Source organism: Thermococcus sp., from assembly GCF_015523185.1.
Classification (GTDB): Archaea; Methanobacteriota_B; Thermococci; order Thermococcales; family Thermococcaceae; genus Thermococcus.
Genome location: NZ_WAKV01000007.1, coordinates 1 through 17446 on the forward strand (window position 1 = coordinate 1; position 17446 = coordinate 17446).

Below are 17446 nucleotides of genomic sequence, written 5' to 3' on the forward strand. Positions count from 1 at the left end.
AAGCCGAGGGAAACTTTGGAAGTCGAGCTCGACGAGGTCTATCTCATCACCGTTTTCCACGCCGAGGACTACGCGGAGCTGGCCTTGACTGGAAGCGAGGCAGAGATGGCCGAGTTAATCTTCGAGAACCCCGAGTTAATCGAACCTGGCTTCAAGCCCCTCTACCGCGAGAAGCCAATACGGCACGGCATAGTTGACGTTCTGGGCGTCGATAGGGAGGGGAACATCGTCGTCCTCGAGCTGAAGCGCAGGAGGGCGGATTTACACGCGGTAAGTCAGCTCAAGCGCTATGTTGAAACACTTAAGGAGGAGCACGAAAACGTCCGGGGAATCCTCGTTGCACCTTCCCTTACTTCTGGGGCTAAAAAGCTCCTGGAAAAGGAGGGACTGGAGTTTAGAAAGCTGGAACCCCCGAAAAGAGGCAAGAATTCTAAGGGAAAACAGCTCAGACTCTTTTAGCCCATGCTCATCTCGTGGGGGAAGAGCTCCCTAACTCTGGCCACAAGGATTCCATCCCTTCTCTCGACCTCGACGACCCTGCCGAGACCTATGAGCTTTACCCTTGCCCTGCAGACTGTTATTTCCCTCTCGTCGCTTTCCTCCCAGGGAACCCTCGTGTCTATTTCCTTGGCCTCAAGCAGTTCAGCTAAGAGGCCTTCGGTTCCGGCTGAAACGTCCTCGAATGGGTCGTATGTCAGGAAGAGCTTGAGGGCCTCGTTGAGGGCCTCTTCAATGGCCAGAACGTTCCTCGCGCTCCTCAGTTCAATCGTTCTGTAGGGGTTCCTGAGGAGCTCATCCAGAACGCGTCTCGCCATTCCCGAGAGGATTACTGCCTCCATGCTCTCACCTCACAGGTAGATGCTCTCGTACTGCTTCATCTCCTTCTTTCTCGCCTGCTCCATCTGTTCGTGCATCTTCCTGAGCTGTTCCTCTATCATCTCCGCCTCCTTGATGAGCGGTTCCGTTGAAACGTCTATAGGTGCTAGCTTCTTCAGGACATCTATGACGTTAGCGGCCGCCCTTGGGTCTGGTCTGTCACCAAAAGTTTCCCCGAGCAGAACGTATGCGTTGAGGCCCTTCTTTCCAGCCTCCCAGAGGAGCTTCCCGCTCATTCCCATAATCGAGCCGTACTGGAGTATCTTCGCTCCCGCTTCCTCAAGTTCTTTGTTGAGCTCTTCCCTCGCTCCAACACCCCAGACTTCCATCTTCTCCTTAAAGAATCCTATGCCTATGCCCCCTATGGAAATGACCTTCTGGGCGTTCATGTCGCTGAGGTAACTAGCGAGTTCCTTCGCTATCTCGTTCACAAGCGTCGGCGGGACGTAGATGTCAGCGACAGCGACTATTATGTTGTCCTTACCGTAGAAGCGGAGTGGTGGATTGGGCTTTCCTTCGAGAACTATGCTCATTGGCGGTATGAAGGGGCTTTCAACGTAGCCTATCATCTCCATTCCGAGTTCTTTGGCCAGGAAGTTACCGACTATATGGCCGACCAGTCCTATTCCGGGGTAACCTTCGATGAGTATCGGGTTCTTTATCTCCGGCAGGATAAGCTTTACTGGCTTTTCCATGCCCTCACCTCCAGGAGTATTTAGTTCCCGAAGGTTATTAAAGTTTCCGCCCTTTATTTCCACTGGAACGGCAACCCTTATATGAGTGGAGCGAGCAGTTAACATGGTGATGACCATGCCAAGGATAGGCATCATAGGCGGTTCCGGGGTTTATGGCGTCTTCGAGCCGAAGGAGACCGTTAAGGTTCACACACCCTACGGCAGGCCTTCCGCTCCAGTGGAAATAGGCGAAATCGGAGGTGTGAAGGTGGCCTTTATACCAAGACACGGCAAGCACCACGAGTTTCCACCGCATGAAGTTCCCTACAGGGCGAACATTTGGGCGTTGAAGGAGCTTGGTGTTGAGAGGGTTATAGGTGTTACCGCAGTAGGTTCCCTCCGGGAGGAGTACAAGCCGGGCGACATCGTCATAACCGACCAGTTCATAGACTTCACCAAAAAGAGAGAATACACCTTCTACAACGGGCCCAGGGTAGCTCACGTCTCGATGGCCGACCCCTTCTGCCCGGAGATGAGGAGAATATTCTACGAGACTGCCAAAGAGCTCGGCTTCCCCGTCCACGGGAAGGGCACTTACGTCTGCATTGAAGGCCCGCGTTTTTCTACGAGGGCAGAGAGCTTCATGTTCAGGCAGTACGCCCACATAATAGGCATGACCCTCGTCCCGGAGATAAACCTTGCTCGCGAGCTTGGAATGTGCTACGTTAACATCGCAACGGTTACAGACTACGACGTCTGGGCCGAGAAGCCGGTTGATGCCCAGGAAGTGCTCAAGGTCATGGCCGAGAACAACTACAAGGTTCAGGAGCTCCTCAAAAAGGCCATTCCGCGTATTCCTGAGGAGAGGAAGTGTGGCTGTGCTGATGTACTTAAGACGATGTTCGTGTGAGCTTTTCTGGGCTTCTCCCTTCTTGGTTTTAATCGGTGAAACCTTTTTAACCCTTCCAGTAAACACACCCCTTTAAAAGGGGGTGGGTGGAGTGAGCATTCTCATCAGGAACGGTTACGTCATCTACGGCGAGAACCTGGAGGTCGTTAAGGCCGACGTTCTGATTGAAGGAAACAGAATCGTCGAGGTCAAGAAGGGCATCAACGAGTCCTCCGAGACGGTCATAGACGCAACGGGTAAAGTCGTTTCCCCGGGCTTCGTGAACCTTCACACGCATTCGCCTATGGGCCTCTTCCGCGGTTTGGCCGACGATTTGCCCCTCATGGAGTGGCTGGAAAAGCACATCTGGCCGAGGGAGGCCAAGCTGACAAGGGAGCACATAAAGGCCGGCGCTTACCTCGGTGCGCTTGAGATGATTAAGACTGGTACGACGACTTTCCTCGATATGTACTTCCAGATGGACGCCGTTGCTGAGGCCGTTCTCGATTCGGGCCTAAGGGGCTACCTAAGCTACGGCATGATAGACCTTGGCGACCCCGATAGAACCGAGAAGGAACTCAAGGAAGCGCTCAGGGAGATGGAAGCAATAGAAGGCCTCAACTCGGAAAGGGTTCACTTCGTCTTCGGACCTCACGCGCCATACACCTGCTCGATAGCCCTTCTGAAGGAGGTTAGAAGGCTCGCGAATGAGCACAGTAAACTGATAACCATACACGTGAGCGAGACGATGGCTGAGCTCGGTAAGATTCAGGAGCGCTACGGGAAAAGCCCAGTTGTTTTGCTCGACGAGATAGGGTTCTTTGGAAGCGACGTGATAATAGCCCACGGCGTCTGGCTGGACAGCAGGGACGTGCAGATACTCGCGAGGAACGGCGTTACCGTGGCTCACAACCCCGGGAGCAACATGAAGCTCGCGAGCGGTGTCATGCCCCTCCAAAAGCTCTTAAACGCTGGAGTTAACGTCGGCCTGGGAACTGACGGGAGCGCCAGCAACAATAACCTCGACATGGTCGAGGAGATGAAGCTTGCCGCTTTACTCCACAAGGTTCACAACCTCGACCCGACGGTGGCGGACGCGAGGACAGTCTTTAAAATGGCCACGCTCAACGGTGCCAAAGCGCTTCGCCTCAACGCCGGCGTTATAAAGCCCGGCTATCTGGCCGATGTAGTGGTTTTTGACTTCAACAAACCCCACCTGAGGCCCATTAACGACATCATAAGTCACATCGTTTACTCGGCCAACGGCAACGACGTCGAGACGACGATAGTTGACGGAAAGGTTTTAATGCTCGACCGCGAAGTTCTTACGCTGGACGAGGAGAAAATACTGAGCAAAGCGGAGGAGGTGACGCGTGAACTATCTTGACCTTGTACTCGGCGTTGCGCTTCTCATCTCCTACGTTATTCTCTTCTACAACCACCACCTTACTGGCCGGAAGGCGCTCCTCTATTACTCACTTGCCTGGCTGAGCCTATCGGTTCCTGTATTCTCCTCTGACCGGGCGGTTCATATCGTAGGCCTGGCCTTTTTCTCGGCTTTTCTCTGGGCGGGTAATGTTGAAGCCATCAGGGAGCTCACTCTGGACAACGAAACAGCCCGGAGCCTAGTTTATCTCTCAATAGTCCCTGTGCTCATCGTTTTTCTGTTCTATCCGGAACACGAAACTTCTGCCTACGTCCTTCTCGGCCTGTGGATTGCTCTCTCAGCCTTTCTCACTGGGTTTTATGGGGGAAAAACGCTACTGCCCATGTCCTTTCTTCAGGGCTTCCTCGGAATTGTCGTGGCCCTTTCCGGATTGGTTCCCTTCTTCAGGTTCAGAATCGTTCCGGCTTTTCTCGGTGTTGTCCTTGCCTTCGAGTCAGTTAAAACCTTTCTGAGAACGTCTTTCGTTGGGGACTTCTCAATCGGCTCAATCAAGGACGTTGGTCTTGATGAAAAGCCCGGTCTTTTTCTCGTATCTTCCCTTCCAGAGAACGTTCTCTCATCGGCTCTCGTCTTCTCCAGAACCCCGCGTGATTCTCCTAACTGGTTCTGGATAACAAACGTTCGCGATGAGCGGGCAATTTCGCCGACAAACCTTCCGAAAATCCTTGACATGTCGGTTAAGTTCATGAAGGAAGCAAAAAGTGCGGGGAAAAAGCCAATCGTTGTCATTGATGGCCTCGACTACCTCGTCCTTGAGAACGGCCTTCCCAGCGTTTTGAAGTTCCTCTCCTCCCTGAGGGACTATTCTTTGATGAATGATGCGACGGTTTTTATCGTTGGGAGCGATGATTTCCTCTCTGAGCGCGAAAGGACGCTCTTGAAGAACATCATCGGTGAGGGCAATGCTTGAGGTCGTTAGGGGCGACATAACCCGCTTTCCTGCAGAGGCCATAGTGAACGCGGCAAACCGCTATCTTGAGCACGGCGGTGGCGTTGCCTACGCGATAGCGAAAGCGGCCTCTGGAAACGTTGCCGAGTACATTCAAATAAGCAAGGAAGCCCTGAGGGAACAGCTCGGAAAGAACTCGATAGAGCACGGCGAGGTCGTGGTTACGCCCGCTTTGAGGCTCGAAAAGTACGGAATCAGGTACGTTATCCACACGGTTGGCCCCTACTGCGGTGGACGCTGGGACGAGGACAAACGGGAGAAACTGAAAAGGGCAATCCTTGGCGCGCTCAGAAAGGCGGAGGAGCTTGGAGTTAAAAGTATAGCCTTCCCGGCTATAAGTGCCGGCATCTACGGCTGTCCTCTTGGGGAAGTAGTGAGGACGTTTAAGAAGACCGTCGAGGAGTTTTCAAAGGAAGCAAGGAGCGTCGAGAGAGTTTATCTGGTGCTCTACTCTGAGGACTCATACCGAGAGGCCCTCAAAGTTCTCGGGAGATAGACTCATGGAGGAGTTGAGCTATTACCTCCGGCTTATCCTGTCTGTAAGGCTCTTTCTCAGGCTCTTTTCCTTTTCGTATCCTCTCTATTTGGTTTTTATGTACAACTTTCCCGTCTTTGAGGCTGTGTCCATGAAGCTCTGGATTGGCTACATTGCTTTTATGGCCCTCTTGGAGCTCGTTCTTGTGGTGTTTGTTGACAGGTCATTTTCGAGGCACCTTTTGAAAATCTACGTTTTTCTTGCGATTTTTCTTGAGTTCCCCTACGCTTTGGTGTCTCTTTCGAGAGCTTATGCCGAAATGATGTCTTTTCTTCTCTTGGTTTTTCTCTGGTACGGTTCCATACTTTTTCTGCTTTGGCTTATGAGGTCCAGATGAGGCGATGGGTTTTTACTGCCTTCGCTTTAACTTTCACCGGTGATAGCATGCGCATCGAGGACGTTTACATCTGGGACATCAACGCGAAGTGGCTCGGCATTTCACCGTTCCAGCTCATGGAGAACGCCGGCTCTGGTGTTGCCAAGACGATAGAGGAGCGCTTTGGCAATGGCCTCAAAATAGCAGTCTTCTCCGGAACTGGGAACAACGGCGGAGACGGCTTTGTGACGGCAAGGCACCTGAGCTTCGATAACGATGTAACTCTTTTCCTAGTAGGTGATGAGGCCAAGATAAGGAGCGAGGAAGCGAGACACAACTGGGGAATACTGAAGAGGCTCGATTTCGTCGAAATCAAAGTCCTCAAGGACTCGGCCTACATCAGGAACCTCGACCTCAGCGGTTACGACGTTATAGTTGATGCACTCCTCGGGGCCGGAACCAAGGGTGAACCGCGGGAGCCGATACGCTCGGCGATAGAAAAGATAAACGAGTACGCTGGAAAAGCGAGAATAGTCAGCGTAGACCTCCCGAGTGGTTATCCATCTCAAATCCGCGTTAAAGCGGACTTCGCGGTTACATTCCAGTGGGACAAGGAGGAATACGAAGGCTTTGAGCGCGTTGTGGTTAAGATAGGCTACCCACGGGAGCTTTACCACCTCGTCGGGCCCGGCGATGCCAAGTTCGCGCTCAGGAAGAGGGGCCAGCACAAGGGCCAGAACGGTAAGCTCCTCGTTATAGGTGGAAGCGAAAACTACTACGGTGCCCCATACTTGGCTTCCAAAGCCGCTTCCTACCTAGTTGATTTGGTTTATCTGGCAATGCCCTCAGCACCTGCCGGGAAAATTACGGACCCCGATTTGATTCTACGGCCTTTTAGCGGGGAAAACTTCTCGATTGAACACCTCGACGGCCTTCTTGAGCTTGCTGAAAAGGCCGATGCCGTTGTGATTGGCCCTGGAATAGGCCTTGAAGATGAAACAAAGGAGCTCGTCAGGGAGTTTGTGAGGCGCTGTGAGGGGCCGATAGTGATAGATGCCGACGGTATTAAGGCAGTAGCTGGGGATTTGGACATCCTAAGGGACAAGACCTTCGTTTTAACACCCCACGCCGGTGAGTTCAAGGTTCTCTTCGGCGTTAAACCGCCGGAGAGCCTTTTGGAGCGTGCTGAACTCGTCAGGGCAAAAGCTGGTGAAATCGGCGGTGTGGTTCTCCTTAAGGGGCCCTACGACGTGATAAGCGATGGAAAGACCTGGAAGTATAACAGAACAGGAAACAGGGGCATGACAACCGGTGGAACCGGGGACGTTTTGGCGGGTCTCGTGGGGGCGTTGCTGGCCCTTGGAAACGAACCTCTCCGTTCAGCGTCGGTCGGGGCTTTCCTGAACGGACTCGCTGGAGACCTTACAAAGGAGGAGCTCGGCGAAAATTTCACCGCACTTGAGATTATAAGGAGAATCCCAAAAGCGGTAAAATGGGTGGAGGAATTTTAGATTTCTATCAGCTCCCTAACCTTTTCCGCCTTTTCGCAGAGTTCGCAACTCTGAAGGAAAACGAGCATGTTGAGGAAGTGGAAGAGTTCTATTTCGCTCATCTCGATGTTTGCTTCTGAGATTTTTCTTATAACTGGCTGTGAGTTTACCTCTATTTCGTTGAGTATGTCCTTTATGAGCTTTTTCAGGCGTTCCATGTCTTTGATTTTTATCCCGGCCTTTTCCAGAATCTCCACGAGCCTCTCTGCCTCCACTTGGAGGTATGCCTGCCGAAAGTTCTCGATGCTCTCATGGGGTTCGACTTTTATGAGGAAGAGCCTCGCAGTCCTGCCGTAGAGCTTCTCGTTGCCCTCGCTTCTGAGTTCCTCTACAAAACCTGCATTTTCAAGGGTCTTGATATGGCGGTAGATTGTCGTCCTGTCTTTTCTTATTGCCATGCTGAGCTCCCATATTGTCATCGGCCTCTGCCTGAGGAGCTGGAGGATTTTAAACCTCGTTTCGTCGGATAGAATCTTTACCCTTTCGGGCTGGGTGATTATAATGACTTCTCTCACTTTAGTACTCCTCCAATTTATCCTGGGGTGTCTCCTCTTCCTCAACGATTCTTCTTCCTGCCGCCACCATATCTATACTGTGCACGACTCCCCCAAATTCTTCGATTGTCCTGACTATCTCGTCGTAGTCCAGGTCGTCGCCCATTATCGTTATCTTGACGTTCTCGGTTTCCTTGTCAATCTCAACGAGGGTTATGTTGACGCCTTCAACACCTTCGAGCTCGCTCAGTCCCAGTGCAAGCTCAGTAACTATCGGCTGGTGAGGCTTTAAAACGTCAAGGACGAGAAGCCTTATTCCCCTTGCCATAACAATCACTTCTTCAGAAGTTCTCCCAGCTTTTTAAGCAGTTCTATGCTCTCCTCGTCGCGTCCCATTCTGGCCATCGCTAGCCAGTCGATTGCGTGGATTATGTCCTCATTGGAGAACTCCTTAAGACTGTCTTCGTTTGCCTCGATTTCCTCTGAAATCTCCGTCTTGAATTCGTGCTCCTTCTTCAGGAGCTCGTCCATTACGTTGAGGAGCTCGCCCTCCTCGAACTCGTAGCCGAGGGCTTTGAAAATGTCGAGCTTGGTTTTGAGCTTTGAGCGGACGAAATACCTCAACTCCTCATCGCCAAGGTAGAGGTTGATATAGAAGGCATCGGCAGTCCTTCCGTAGTACTTCTCAACTAAATTTCCCTTCATCTCGGTCCTCTTGACCTCTACTAGTCCTGCCTCCTTGAGCTTTTCGATGTGGTGGTATATTGTCTGTGGAGTTTTTCCGAGAATCTCGCTGAGCTGTGAAATCGTCATCTCCCTGTTCCTGAGGAGGGCTAATATTTTTCTCCTCGTGTCCTCTAGCATCAGCTTTATGACCTCTGGGTCGGTTATTACCTTCACCTTAGACATCATGACCACCCAGTCTTAACGCTCTAACGTTTCTTTAAACGCTCAGGCGTTTTAACCTTTTCCTTTCCGGTATCTTTATATATGTAAAGTTCTTTGCTTTTAAAGCCTATGGATAAAACGTCCATCCACGGAAGCCTTAAATAGCTCAGACCGAAAAACCTTCGGAGGTGGTTATCGTGGAGACTCCGCAGCTGGACTTCCTGTTTTATCCGAAGAGCGTGGCTGTTATAGGTGCTTCCCACGTTCCCGGAAAGGTTGGAAACGCTATAATGCGCTCCATGACGCTCCGCTTTAACGGAAAGGTCTATGCCGTGAATGTTAAAGGTGGGGAAATAGAGGTAAACGGCAAGAAGTTCAAGGTATACAGGAGCATTAGTGACATACCCGACGAGATTGACGTTGCTGTTATAGCCGTTCCGGCCAAGTTCGTGCCGGATGTTATAGACGAGTGCGGTGAGAAGGGCGTTAAGGGCGCTATAGTTATCTCGGCCGGCTTTAAGGAGGCTGGAAGGGCCGACCTCGAGGAGGAGCTCGTGAAGAGGGCCAAGAAGTGGGGAATTCGCGTCGTCGGCCCCAACTGCCTCGGTGTTACTAACCTCGAGAACGGCTTCGACTGTAACTTCAACCCACCGGAGAGGCAGGCGAGACCGCCCTTCGGAAAGGTCGCCTTCATGAGCCAGAGCGGTGCCTTTGGTGCAGCAATCCTCGACTGGGCGGCGAGGGAGAAAATAGGAATGAGCAAGTTCATAAGCCTCGGAAACATGGCTGACCTCGATGAGAGCGACTTCATGGCCTACCTCGGTGAGGATTCAAAGACAGGGGTCATCACTGGCTACATCGAGGGCGTTAAGGACGGAAGGAAGTTCCTCGAGACAGCTAAGAACGTCACCCTGAAGAAGCCCGTCGTCGTACTCAAGAGCGGAAGAACCGAGGCAGGGGCTAAAGCGGCTGCCTCCCACACCGGTTCCCTAGCGGGTTCCTACGCTATTTACAGGGCCGCTTTCGAGCAGAGCGGTGTTCTTGAGGCAAAGACAATGAGACAGCTCTTCAACTACGCCAAAGCATTGGCCCTTCAGCAACCGGCCAAGGGCAACCGCGTTGCCATAGTTACCAACGGTGGCGGAGCCGGAGTCATGATGAGCGATGGGCTGCTTGAAAGGGGTCTTAAGCTTGCCGAGCTGAGCGAGGAAACCATAGGGAAGTTTAAGAGGGACATCGAGGCCGGAAAACTGCCCGAGCACATGGCCTACAGGAACCCGATTGACGTCATAGGTGATGCCCCTTCGAGCAGGTATGAGATAGCGATGCGCTACGCCTTGGAGGATGAGAACGTTGACGTTCTAGTCGTCATAGCACTCTTCCAGAGCCCGGCTTTGGACGAGGGCATAATAGATGCCATGGAGAGGATGAAGACCTACGGCAAGCCGATTGTCTTCGTCGCCCCGGGTGGAGATTACCCGCACAAGATGGCCAGGAACATCGAGATGAAGGGCATCCCTGTCTACGAGACCACTGAGGATGCTGTCGACGCTGTCTATGCCCTCGTCAAGTACGGCGAGTGGCTGAAGGAAAACGGGAAGCTCTAGACCTCAACCCACGTGAAGTCCCTCGCGACTTCCCCCTCTATTTTTGCCTCCCTCAACCTCTTTTCCAGCACCTCGTGTGGGTAGTTGCTGTGGCTTACGTGGGCGAAGACAGTGTAACCGGCCCCAACCTTCTTCGCGAGCTCTATTGCCTCCTCAACGCCAAGGTGAGAGCCGGGAATGGCTTTTCTGTGGGTCATCTCCGCTATGAGCAAGTCTGCCCCTTCCATCAGCTTTAGGACCTTTTCATCTCTCAGGATTTCGGGTCCTGTATCTCCCGTTATCGCTATCTTCTTTCCCCCAACCCAGATGACGAAGCCCCCGGCCTTTACGGTGTGAACAACCGGAAAGTGAACGAGTCTCATCTTTCCTACCTTGGCCTCTTCCCAGAATTTCAGTTCGTTGTAGTTCCATTCATATCCCTCCGGGCTTTCGCTCCCAAAGGCCAGCCTTGAGAGGCTTTTTGCAACTTCGAGGGTCTCACCGTTTGAGTGGAACTCAACCTCCCTGAAAACCTGAAGCTCAGGCAATCCAAAGACGTGGTCAAAGTGGCCGTGGGTTATGAGGACCCTCTCAATTTTCCTGTTTAAGCGCTCTAGGTGGTAGTGCAGGTCTGGACTCGGGTCAACCAGCGTCTTTTCAAAATACAGCGAGAACCTCGTCCTCCTCAAGGTCGGGTTAATCCTGGCCCTTGAGCAGTTCTCGCAGTTGCAGAGGGGTTTCGGCGTCCCGCTGTATGAACCGGAGCCGAGGATTACCACCTTCATTCCCTCACCCCGCTCTTTTCACCGCTCAAAATGATTGTTCCAGCGGTTATTAAGGTTAGGCCGGCCAGATGGTAGGGAGTAAAGCCCTCGCCGAGGAACAGGGTGGAGATGAGAACGGTTAAAGCCGGAGCGGGAGTCAGTATGGCGGTGGCCTTGGAGAGGTTGATTCTCGCTATCGCCGAATACCAGAGGCTCTGGGTCAGGGCTATTACAACCCCTTCCGCGAGGGCCAGTTTTGTGAATGCGAAGCCAGCCAAAAGGGCAGGAACGAGAAGGACAAGCCCCCCAAAGGTGTTCCTCAGCGTCGCTATCGTCAGTGGTGAATAGGCGGTTCTTTTCGCTATGGAATGTCCAAGTTGCCAAAAGAGAGGTGTCAGAAGAAGCAAGACATCTCCCTTCAGGAGTTCCAGCCTTTTTCCCTGTGCAACGACGAGAAAAACGCCCCCGATTAGGGCCACAGCTGAGATAACGGTCCTTCCGGTAATCCTCTCCTTCAGAAGGAGCCAAGAGAGCAGGAAGGAGTAGAAGACCTCGAAACGCGTTAGTATTGCGGAGTTTATCGCCGTGCTCATCCGGGTTCCGTAGGAAAAGAGTGAATAAGCTATAGCAGTAGCGAAGAGGCCGGTGAGGAAAGCCTTCTTCAGCTCCCCCGGGCTTTTCCGGATTTCTTCCACAAGCCCACAAATCAGCAGGAGGGGCCAGAGGATTAGAGAGGCAAAGATGGCCGAAAGCGAGGCAAAGGCCAGGGGATTGACCGGATTGGATTTTATAATGACGGGTTCCAGTCCGAGGAGTGTAAGAACTAGGAACGCCAGCAACGTTCCCTCGGTTTCTCGGTTCATGTTATCGGCTCTTCCAAAAACTTTAAATTCCTTCCCGTCCTTTTACTCCCCATGCGCGGTGGTCGTTTTTGGCCCTGGTGAACCTCTCTTCTGCTCCGCCTTAGTTCGGAGTTTCATTTCCACTGGAAACGGAGGTGTTGGAATTGGAGTTTAAAGTTACCCCTTGGGACGTTGAGGGCATGGTGGACTACGACAAGCTCATAGAGCAGTTTGGAACGAGCCCTTTGACGGACGAACTACTGGAAAAAACCGCGAAGCTAACAGGTAGTGAGCTCCCAATCTACTTTAGGAGGCGCTTCTTCTTCTCTCACAGGGACTACGACAAAATCCTTGAGGATTACGAGAACGGGAGAGGCTTCTTTCTCTATACCGGCCGGGGACCGAGCGGACCGATGCACATAGGCCACATCATTCCCTTTTACGCGACCAAATGGCTCCAGGAGAAGTTTAATGTTAACCTCTACATCCAGATAACCGACGATGAGAAGTTCCTCTTCAAGGACCTCACCCTCGAGGAAACCAAGCGCTGGGCCTACGAAAACATCCTCGACATCATAGCGGTTGGCTTCGACCCGGATAAGACCTTTATCTTCCAGGACAGCGAGTTTACGAAGATATACGAGATGGCCCTTCCCATAGCGAAGAAGATAAACTTCTCGATGGCCAGGGCCGTTTTCGGCTTCAACGAGCAGAGCAAGATTGGCATGATTTTTTACCCAGCTATACAGGCCGCTCCAACCTTCTTCGAGAAGAGGCGTTGTCTGATTCCAGCGGCCATAGACCAAGACCCCTATTGGAGACTTCAGAGGGACTTCGCGGAAAGTTTAGGCTATTACAAGACGGCGGCTCTGCACAGCAAGTTCGTTCCTCCCCTTACGGGCCTTGAGGGGAAGATGAGCGCGAGCAAGCCGGAAACTGCAGTTTACCTCACCGACGACCCTGAAGAAGCGGGCAAAAAGATATGGAAGTTCGCCTTAACCGGTGGCCAGCCAACGCTTAAGGAGCAACGCGAGAAGGGCGGAAACCCGGAGAAGTGCGTCGTCTTTAAGTGGCTGGAGATTTTCTTTGAACCCGACGATAAGAAGCTCATGGAGCGCTATAGAGCCTGTAAGGCCGGCGAGCTGACCTGTGGCGAATGCAAGCGCTACCTCATCAAGAAGGTTCAGGAGTTCCTGAAGGGGCACCAGAAGAAGCGCAAAGAGGCCGAAAAGAAGGTCGAGAAGTTCAAGTACACCGGTGAGCTAGCTAGGGAGCAGTGGGATAAAGCCATTCCTGAACCTCTCCGCTAATCCCAGAGGCCCCAGCCCTCCTCGGACTCTTTTTCCTCCCCTCCATTTCCCAGCTCGACGGTAAAATTGGCCGTTTCAACGACGTCCCTCGCGAGCGGAACGTCTAAAACCGCCTTTAGCCCAAAGGTTCCGTGGCCGAGAACAACTGAATCCTTCCAAAGTCCCCTGATGAGCGAGAGCGGGCTTACCGTCCTATAGCTGGCAAAGATAACAGTCTTCTCCTCAGGGAGGGGCGAAAACGCGAAGTTGAAGTTCTGCCCTTCCGCTATCTTCTTCCAGACCTTTTCGGAGCCGACTTTAATCCTCACCTTTCTCGCCTTTGAGAGCCCGGACTGAACTGTGCCGGCTATTTGTTTTCCCTCCCCCCTGAAGGTGACCCTCGCTATGTCTCCCCCTCTGCTCAGGTTTATTGTGGATTCTCCTTTAATTTCGCCTTCGTCCGTTAGAAAAATCAGCAGAACGTCCCTGTAGGGTTCGCCAAGGATTCTAACAGCTGGGGCCTCTACTGTCCCTGTTCCATCCTTTAGGACAAGAACCCTGAACTTCTCGTTAAAGAACTCCAGGGAGAGTCCTTTTCCCAGTTCTCTTGCCTCAAACTTCCTCTTCACGCGGTAGCTCCTGCTCCGCCCCGTGCTTACCCAGTAGCCCTCAAGTAGAACCCTACCGGTCTCGTATTCGAGCTCTTCAGGAAACGTGATTACGCTCCCAGAGACTTCAGAGCCCTCGAAGAGCGCCGAGACCTTCTTGTTGTCAGTGAAGATGCCCGTTCCCTTTGCAAGGGCAATTAGGATGAACAGAACGGGCATGGCCAGAAAGAGAAGAGCGAACCACGTTGGAACGAAGCTCGGCATTCCGATGGCGACCCAGATGAGGAATATGGCGAATATTACAACCGCAAGGACTGCGATAGTTCCTCTCTCCTTAACAAGAACCTTCTGCAACACAACCACCTTTTGTTCCTTAGCGTCCTTCCTTATTACCTTTGCCCATCGTAGGGGAAGGTTTAATTCCGTTCTTACCAATCCAGGAACGGTGGTTCCATGGTCAGGCTACCGTTTCGCGACACCTATTACGAGCTCCGCCCGAGCAAGATAGTGGCCCTCGCTAAAAACTACGCCAAGCACGCGAGGGAAATGGGAAGTAACGTTCCTGAGAGACCGGTTTTCTTCCTGAAACCCCCTTCGGCCTTAATTGGTCCTGGAGAGCCCATAATCCTCCCGAGGATGAGCAAACGAGTGGACCATGAGGTCGAGCTGGCAGTCATAATAGGGAAGCGCGCAAAGCGCGTTCCGGCTGAAAAGGCTATGGATTACGTTCTCGGCTATACCATACTCCTCGACATCACAGCGAGGGATTTGCAGGCCGAGGCCAGGGAAAAGGGGCTCCCATGGGCGATAGCGAAGGGCTTCGACACCTTCGCACCCGTTGGGCCAAGAATCGTTGATAGGAGGGAGCTCAGAATAGATGACCTTGAGATTGGCCTGAAGGTAAACGGCCAGCTCAGACAGCTCGGAAGAACGAGCGAAATGATATTCAAGGTTCCCGAGCTGATTGAATATATAAGCTCGATAATGACGCTCGAACCTGGGGACATTATCGCCACGGGAACGCCGGCAGGAATAGGTCCGCTCAGGCACGGCGATAAAGTTGAGGCGTGGATAGAAGGCATAGGAAGGGTCGAGTTCGACGTTCTGAGCGAGGGCTCAATACTTTGCTAGTTTTCTCTCTTATCCACGAGCTTGACCGAAATCCACTGCATGCCCTTTTCTTCGTTTTTGACGACAAGGAGGTAATCTCTCTCCGGGATTTTAACGTTATTAAACTCGACCGCCTTTACATGTTCCCAGGTTCTGTAGCCTTTAACAGGCTTGCCCCTTTTCAGTCTCTCAAAGTCCCCTCTGGTTAGGATATACACGCTTATCTCGCCGTTGGCCTTCACGTAGCCGTTTAGAGTCGAGTCTCCGATGAGCCGGTACTCTTTGTAATTCCGAAGGTTGGTCTTCCACTGGTAGGTTATGCTCCCGTAGTGAGAAACGAAGTAGTTCACGCTCAAGCCGATAACAGCCACCAACTCGAGGATTAAAACGACCATTGTGAGCTTCCTCATGCTATCATCAGAAAAATACATGAAATACAACTTAAAAAAGTTTTTGTGTCATTTTATCACGTAGGTGTGAACCATCAGCCCGCCATGACCGATTAAGCGATGATGGACGATTTCGAAGCCGTTCTCTTCCATAGCTTTCTCTATCGCCCTCTTCTCCGTCGTTATAAAGACGCCGCGCTTTTCGAGAACCTTCGCGAGTTCGGAAAAGAAGTCCATGTAGAGCTTCGGTATCATACTTTTCCTCCCGATTTTGAGGCCGTAAGGCAAATTACTCACCGCGAAGTCCACTTTATCAACGTATTCGCTAAGCCTTGTGGCGTCTCCTAGAAGGAACTCTATCTTGTTATAAACTCCGGCGCTCAGGGCGTTCATCTCGGCTCCCATCAAATGCTTCCTGTACTTCTCAAGGCAAATTATCCTTCCGGGGTAGCCCCTAAGGGCAAGCTCTATTGGAATCGTTCCGGAACCGCAGAACGGGTCAATGAAGGGACCTCCATCAGGATTGGCCAGCTCTATCAGCGCGTTCGCTATGCTCGCCTTCAGGTGTGCCGGATGGTCATAGACGCGCCACGGCCTCTTGTGAAGTGAGGAATCTCCGGTGGTATCTATCCCAAGGAGAAATACCTCTCCGATTAGCTCTGCCCTAAAAACCACGGCCGGGTGGTCAAGGTTTACCTTTGGCTTCCCAAACCGCTCTAAACGCTCAAATATCGCCTTTCCAACGGTTTTGGCTACATCAACGCTCGTTATTTTGTGCTTGCCCTTTCTGAAAGACCTGACCGCAAAGCTCTCGCTTACTTTCACGAATCGCTCCGTTGGGAGCTCTGAAACGAAATCCTCGATTCTTCTCAGGGCCACATCGGGTTCTTCTTCGCCTATCCCCTCAAAGCGTTCACTCGCTATCTCAACTATGACTCTGTGGAGGAGCCTTGAACGCTCTTTCAGATAGGTTGGAACGCTCAGCTCCCTCTTCCGCCCCTTTTCATCGGTGTAGAAGGCCTCACCTACCTCTGCCAGAACCCTCCCCTCAACGCTGAGGGGCCTTTCCTCCACTCGAAAAGGAACTCCAAGTTCCGCTAACAGGGCCTCAACTTCCGCTTTTGCTAAGTCCTCAATACCCTTTGAAGTCGTCAGTAAAAGCCTCATGATTGGCGCTTTTCAACCCATTTTAAAAGGCTTTGGTAGGGAAGCCTTAAATATTCCAAAAGAGGACTTTTCCCTATGGAGGACTCCTGGCGCTTCAGGAGGCTCGTCTTTCTGATTTTCTCGACGATTCCGGTTATCTCCGCGTTAGTCCATTATCCTGCCATAACGGGCACAGCCGGAGAGCTTATGCGCTTTACAGGTTTGGCAATCATACTTGTCTCCGGCGGGATGGCCGTTTACGTCCACTCACTCTTTCCCAAAAAGCACGACAGACTTGAGGACTTTGGGAAGCTTCTCAAGGACGGCCCCTACCGCTTTGTGAGGCATCCATTTTATTCGGCTTTCATGTTCCTCGGCTTCGGAATTGCCCTCTTCTTCACCAGCGTTCCCGGGATGATTGCCTCGCTCCTCATGGTTCCCCTCTGGGAGAGGCTCGCCGAGATTGAAGAGAGGGAGCTTTTAGAATACTGGGGCGAGGAGTACGCGGAGCTTATGGAGACGAGGGGCAGGTTCCTGCCAAGGGCTGAGTCCTGTCCCGGTAGAATTCTTCTGGTTCTCTCAATTTTCCTCCTCGGCTATTTCACCCTCTACGGCCTCAAGGCGCTTTTCGTTGATAGCTACACGGTTGAGTTCTTCATCCGGGCAGGCGTTCTCCTCATCCTGACCATCGGATTCGTCCTTCTCATATCAAAATCCCTGGGAACAAGGGTTGACTTCGGCTTCAGAGGGGACGGAATACGGAGGAGTTTCTTAGTTGCCTCGGCCCTCTCACTGCCGAGTCCGCTCCTTCAGCTTCAAGCGGGAAGCTTTCACGGCTTTCAAGTTCAAACATCCGTTGCCTTGATATTTCTAGCCTACCTGCTCTTCGCCTTCTACACCTTCTCCGTTTTCGTTGCCTTCCCAATCGAGGTTTTAGCTCCGTGCGGAAGGCTCTGGCTGATTGTTCCGCCGCTCTTTCTCTTCGTTTACGACAGCTACTACTTCAACGCGGGGAAGATGCCCCCACTCGGCGATATCATCTTGTTCGTTCTCCTGTACCCAGTCGTTTACAGGAAGACGAGAAACGTCGCCGG

21 protein-coding genes are annotated in these 17446 nt (G+C 52.2%); 11 read left to right on the plus strand and 10 right to left on the minus strand.

Annotation, left to right across the window (positions count from 1 at the left end):
• On the plus strand, positions 1-459 hold a 459-nt coding region (locus tag F7B33_RS00635), incomplete at its 5' end, for an endonuclease NucS domain-containing protein (protein ID WP_297072557.1).
• On the opposite strand, the gene F7B33_RS00640 is transcribed toward F7B33_RS00635, so the two are convergent.
• Together F7B33_RS00640 and F7B33_RS00645 are read right to left on the minus strand one after the other, a co-directional pair.
• On the minus strand, positions 456-839 hold the full coding sequence (locus tag F7B33_RS00640; protein ID WP_297072559.1) for a DUF473 domain-containing protein: 384 nt from the start codon (positions 837-839) through the stop codon (positions 456-458). The two genes, F7B33_RS00635 and F7B33_RS00640, sit on opposite strands and share 4 nt — an antisense overlap.
• A gap of 9 nt (positions 840-848) precedes the next feature.
• Positions 849-1571: a proteasome assembly chaperone family protein gene (locus tag F7B33_RS00645; RefSeq protein ID WP_297072561.1), complete on the minus strand. Its 723-nt coding sequence runs from the start codon at positions 1569-1571 to the stop codon at positions 849-851.
• Positions 1572-1686: 115 nt separating this feature from the next.
• On the opposite strand from F7B33_RS00645, the gene F7B33_RS00650 reads away from it, so the two are divergent.
• From F7B33_RS00650 to F7B33_RS00675, 6 genes are all read left to right on the plus strand, one after another.
• On the plus strand, positions 1687-2460 hold the full coding sequence (locus F7B33_RS00650; RefSeq protein ID WP_297072577.1) for an S-methyl-5'-thioadenosine phosphorylase: 774 nt from the start codon (positions 1687-1689) through the stop codon (positions 2458-2460).
• Between the two features lie 91 nt (positions 2461-2551).
• Entirely contained in the window at positions 2552-3826 is a 1275-nt protein-coding gene (locus F7B33_RS00655) for an amidohydrolase family protein (RefSeq protein ID WP_297063184.1), read from the plus strand.
• Positions 3813-4796, plus strand: coding sequence for a DUF835 domain-containing protein (locus tag F7B33_RS00660; RefSeq protein WP_297063186.1), 984 nt, complete (start codon positions 3813-3815; stop codon positions 4794-4796). Before F7B33_RS00655 ends, F7B33_RS00660 begins: the two co-directional genes overlap by 14 nt.
• Complete coding sequence (locus F7B33_RS00665) at positions 4789-5331, plus strand: [protein ADP-ribosylglutamate] hydrolase (RefSeq protein ID WP_297072562.1); 543 nt, start codon at positions 4789-4791, stop codon at positions 5329-5331. The genes F7B33_RS00660 and F7B33_RS00665 overlap by 8 nt, the downstream gene beginning before the upstream one ends.
• A 4-nt stretch (positions 5332-5335) precedes the next feature.
• Positions 5336-5707 (plus strand): hypothetical protein, encoded by a 372-nt coding sequence (locus F7B33_RS00670; protein ID WP_297072564.1) that lies wholly within the window; start codon positions 5336-5338, stop codon positions 5705-5707.
• A gap of 47 nt (positions 5708-5754) precedes the next feature.
• On the plus strand, positions 5755-7197 hold the full coding sequence (locus F7B33_RS00675; protein ID WP_297072579.1) for an NAD(P)H-hydrate dehydratase: 1443 nt from the start codon (positions 5755-5757) through the stop codon (positions 7195-7197).
• Here the strand turns inward: F7B33_RS00675 and F7B33_RS00680 are convergent.
• Genes F7B33_RS00680 through F7B33_RS00690 form a run of 3 tightly spaced genes read right to left on the minus strand, consistent with a single transcriptional unit; the run spans position 7194 to position 8639 of the window.
• Positions 7194-7751: a winged helix-turn-helix domain-containing protein gene (locus tag F7B33_RS00680; protein ID WP_297072566.1), complete on the minus strand. Its 558-nt coding sequence runs from the start codon at positions 7749-7751 to the stop codon at positions 7194-7196. The two genes, F7B33_RS00675 and F7B33_RS00680, sit on opposite strands and share 4 nt — an antisense overlap.
• Before the next feature lies 1 nt (position 7752).
• Positions 7753-8058, minus strand: coding sequence for a DUF211 domain-containing protein (locus F7B33_RS00685; protein ID WP_042692064.1), 306 nt, complete (start codon positions 8056-8058; stop codon positions 7753-7755).
• A 5-nt stretch (positions 8059-8063) separates the two neighbouring features.
• The gene (locus tag F7B33_RS00690; protein ID WP_297063193.1) at positions 8064-8639 is read right to left on the minus strand and encodes a winged helix-turn-helix domain-containing protein; all 576 of its coding nucleotides are present in this window, start codon (positions 8637-8639) and stop codon (positions 8064-8066) included.
• 176 nt (positions 8640-8815) lie between these two features.
• Between F7B33_RS00690 and F7B33_RS00695 the strand changes: the two genes are divergently transcribed.
• Positions 8816-10225: a CoA-binding protein gene (locus F7B33_RS00695; protein ID WP_297063195.1), complete on the plus strand. Its 1410-nt coding sequence runs from the start codon at positions 8816-8818 to the stop codon at positions 10223-10225.
• Here F7B33_RS00695 and F7B33_RS00700 read toward each other — a convergent pair.
• Positions 10222-10989, minus strand: a complete 768-nt coding sequence (locus F7B33_RS00700; protein ID WP_297063197.1) for an MBL fold metallo-hydrolase — start codon at positions 10987-10989, stop codon at positions 10222-10224. The genes F7B33_RS00695 and F7B33_RS00700 overlap by 4 nt on opposite strands.
• Positions 10986-11831: a DMT family transporter gene (locus F7B33_RS00705; RefSeq protein WP_297072568.1), complete on the minus strand. Its 846-nt coding sequence runs from the start codon at positions 11829-11831 to the stop codon at positions 10986-10988. The genes F7B33_RS00700 and F7B33_RS00705 overlap by 4 nt, the downstream gene beginning before the upstream one ends.
• Positions 11832-11968: 137 nt before the next feature.
• On the opposite strand from F7B33_RS00705, the gene F7B33_RS00710 reads away from it, so the two are divergent.
• Entirely contained in the window at positions 11969-13120 is a 1152-nt protein-coding gene (locus F7B33_RS00710) for a tryptophan--tRNA ligase (RefSeq protein ID WP_297072569.1), read from the plus strand.
• Here the strand turns inward: F7B33_RS00710 and F7B33_RS00715 are convergent.
• Positions 13117-14070, minus strand: a complete 954-nt coding sequence (locus tag F7B33_RS00715) for a hypothetical protein (RefSeq protein WP_297072571.1) — start codon at positions 14068-14070, stop codon at positions 13117-13119. The two genes, F7B33_RS00710 and F7B33_RS00715, sit on opposite strands and share 4 nt — an antisense overlap.
• A gap of 90 nt (positions 14071-14160) precedes the next feature.
• Between F7B33_RS00715 and F7B33_RS00720 the strand changes: the two genes are divergently transcribed.
• Positions 14161-14838: a fumarylacetoacetate hydrolase family protein gene (locus tag F7B33_RS00720; protein WP_297063206.1), complete on the plus strand. Its 678-nt coding sequence runs from the start codon at positions 14161-14163 to the stop codon at positions 14836-14838.
• Here F7B33_RS00720 and F7B33_RS00725 read toward each other — a convergent pair.
• Positions 14835-15227: a hypothetical protein gene (locus F7B33_RS00725; RefSeq protein WP_297063208.1), complete on the minus strand. Its 393-nt coding sequence runs from the start codon at positions 15225-15227 to the stop codon at positions 14835-14837. The genes F7B33_RS00720 and F7B33_RS00725 overlap by 4 nt on opposite strands.
• Before the next feature lie 48 nt (positions 15228-15275).
• Positions 15276-16373, minus strand: a complete 1098-nt coding sequence (gene trm14 / locus F7B33_RS00730) for a tRNA (guanine(6)-N2)-methyltransferase (protein ID WP_297072572.1) — start codon at positions 16371-16373, stop codon at positions 15276-15278.
• Positions 16374-16448: 75 nt separating this feature from the next.
• Between trm14 and F7B33_RS00735 the strand changes: the two genes are divergently transcribed.
• A partial coding sequence (locus tag F7B33_RS00735) for a methyltransferase (protein WP_297072574.1) occupies positions 16449-17446 on the plus strand: 998 nt, incomplete at its 3' end.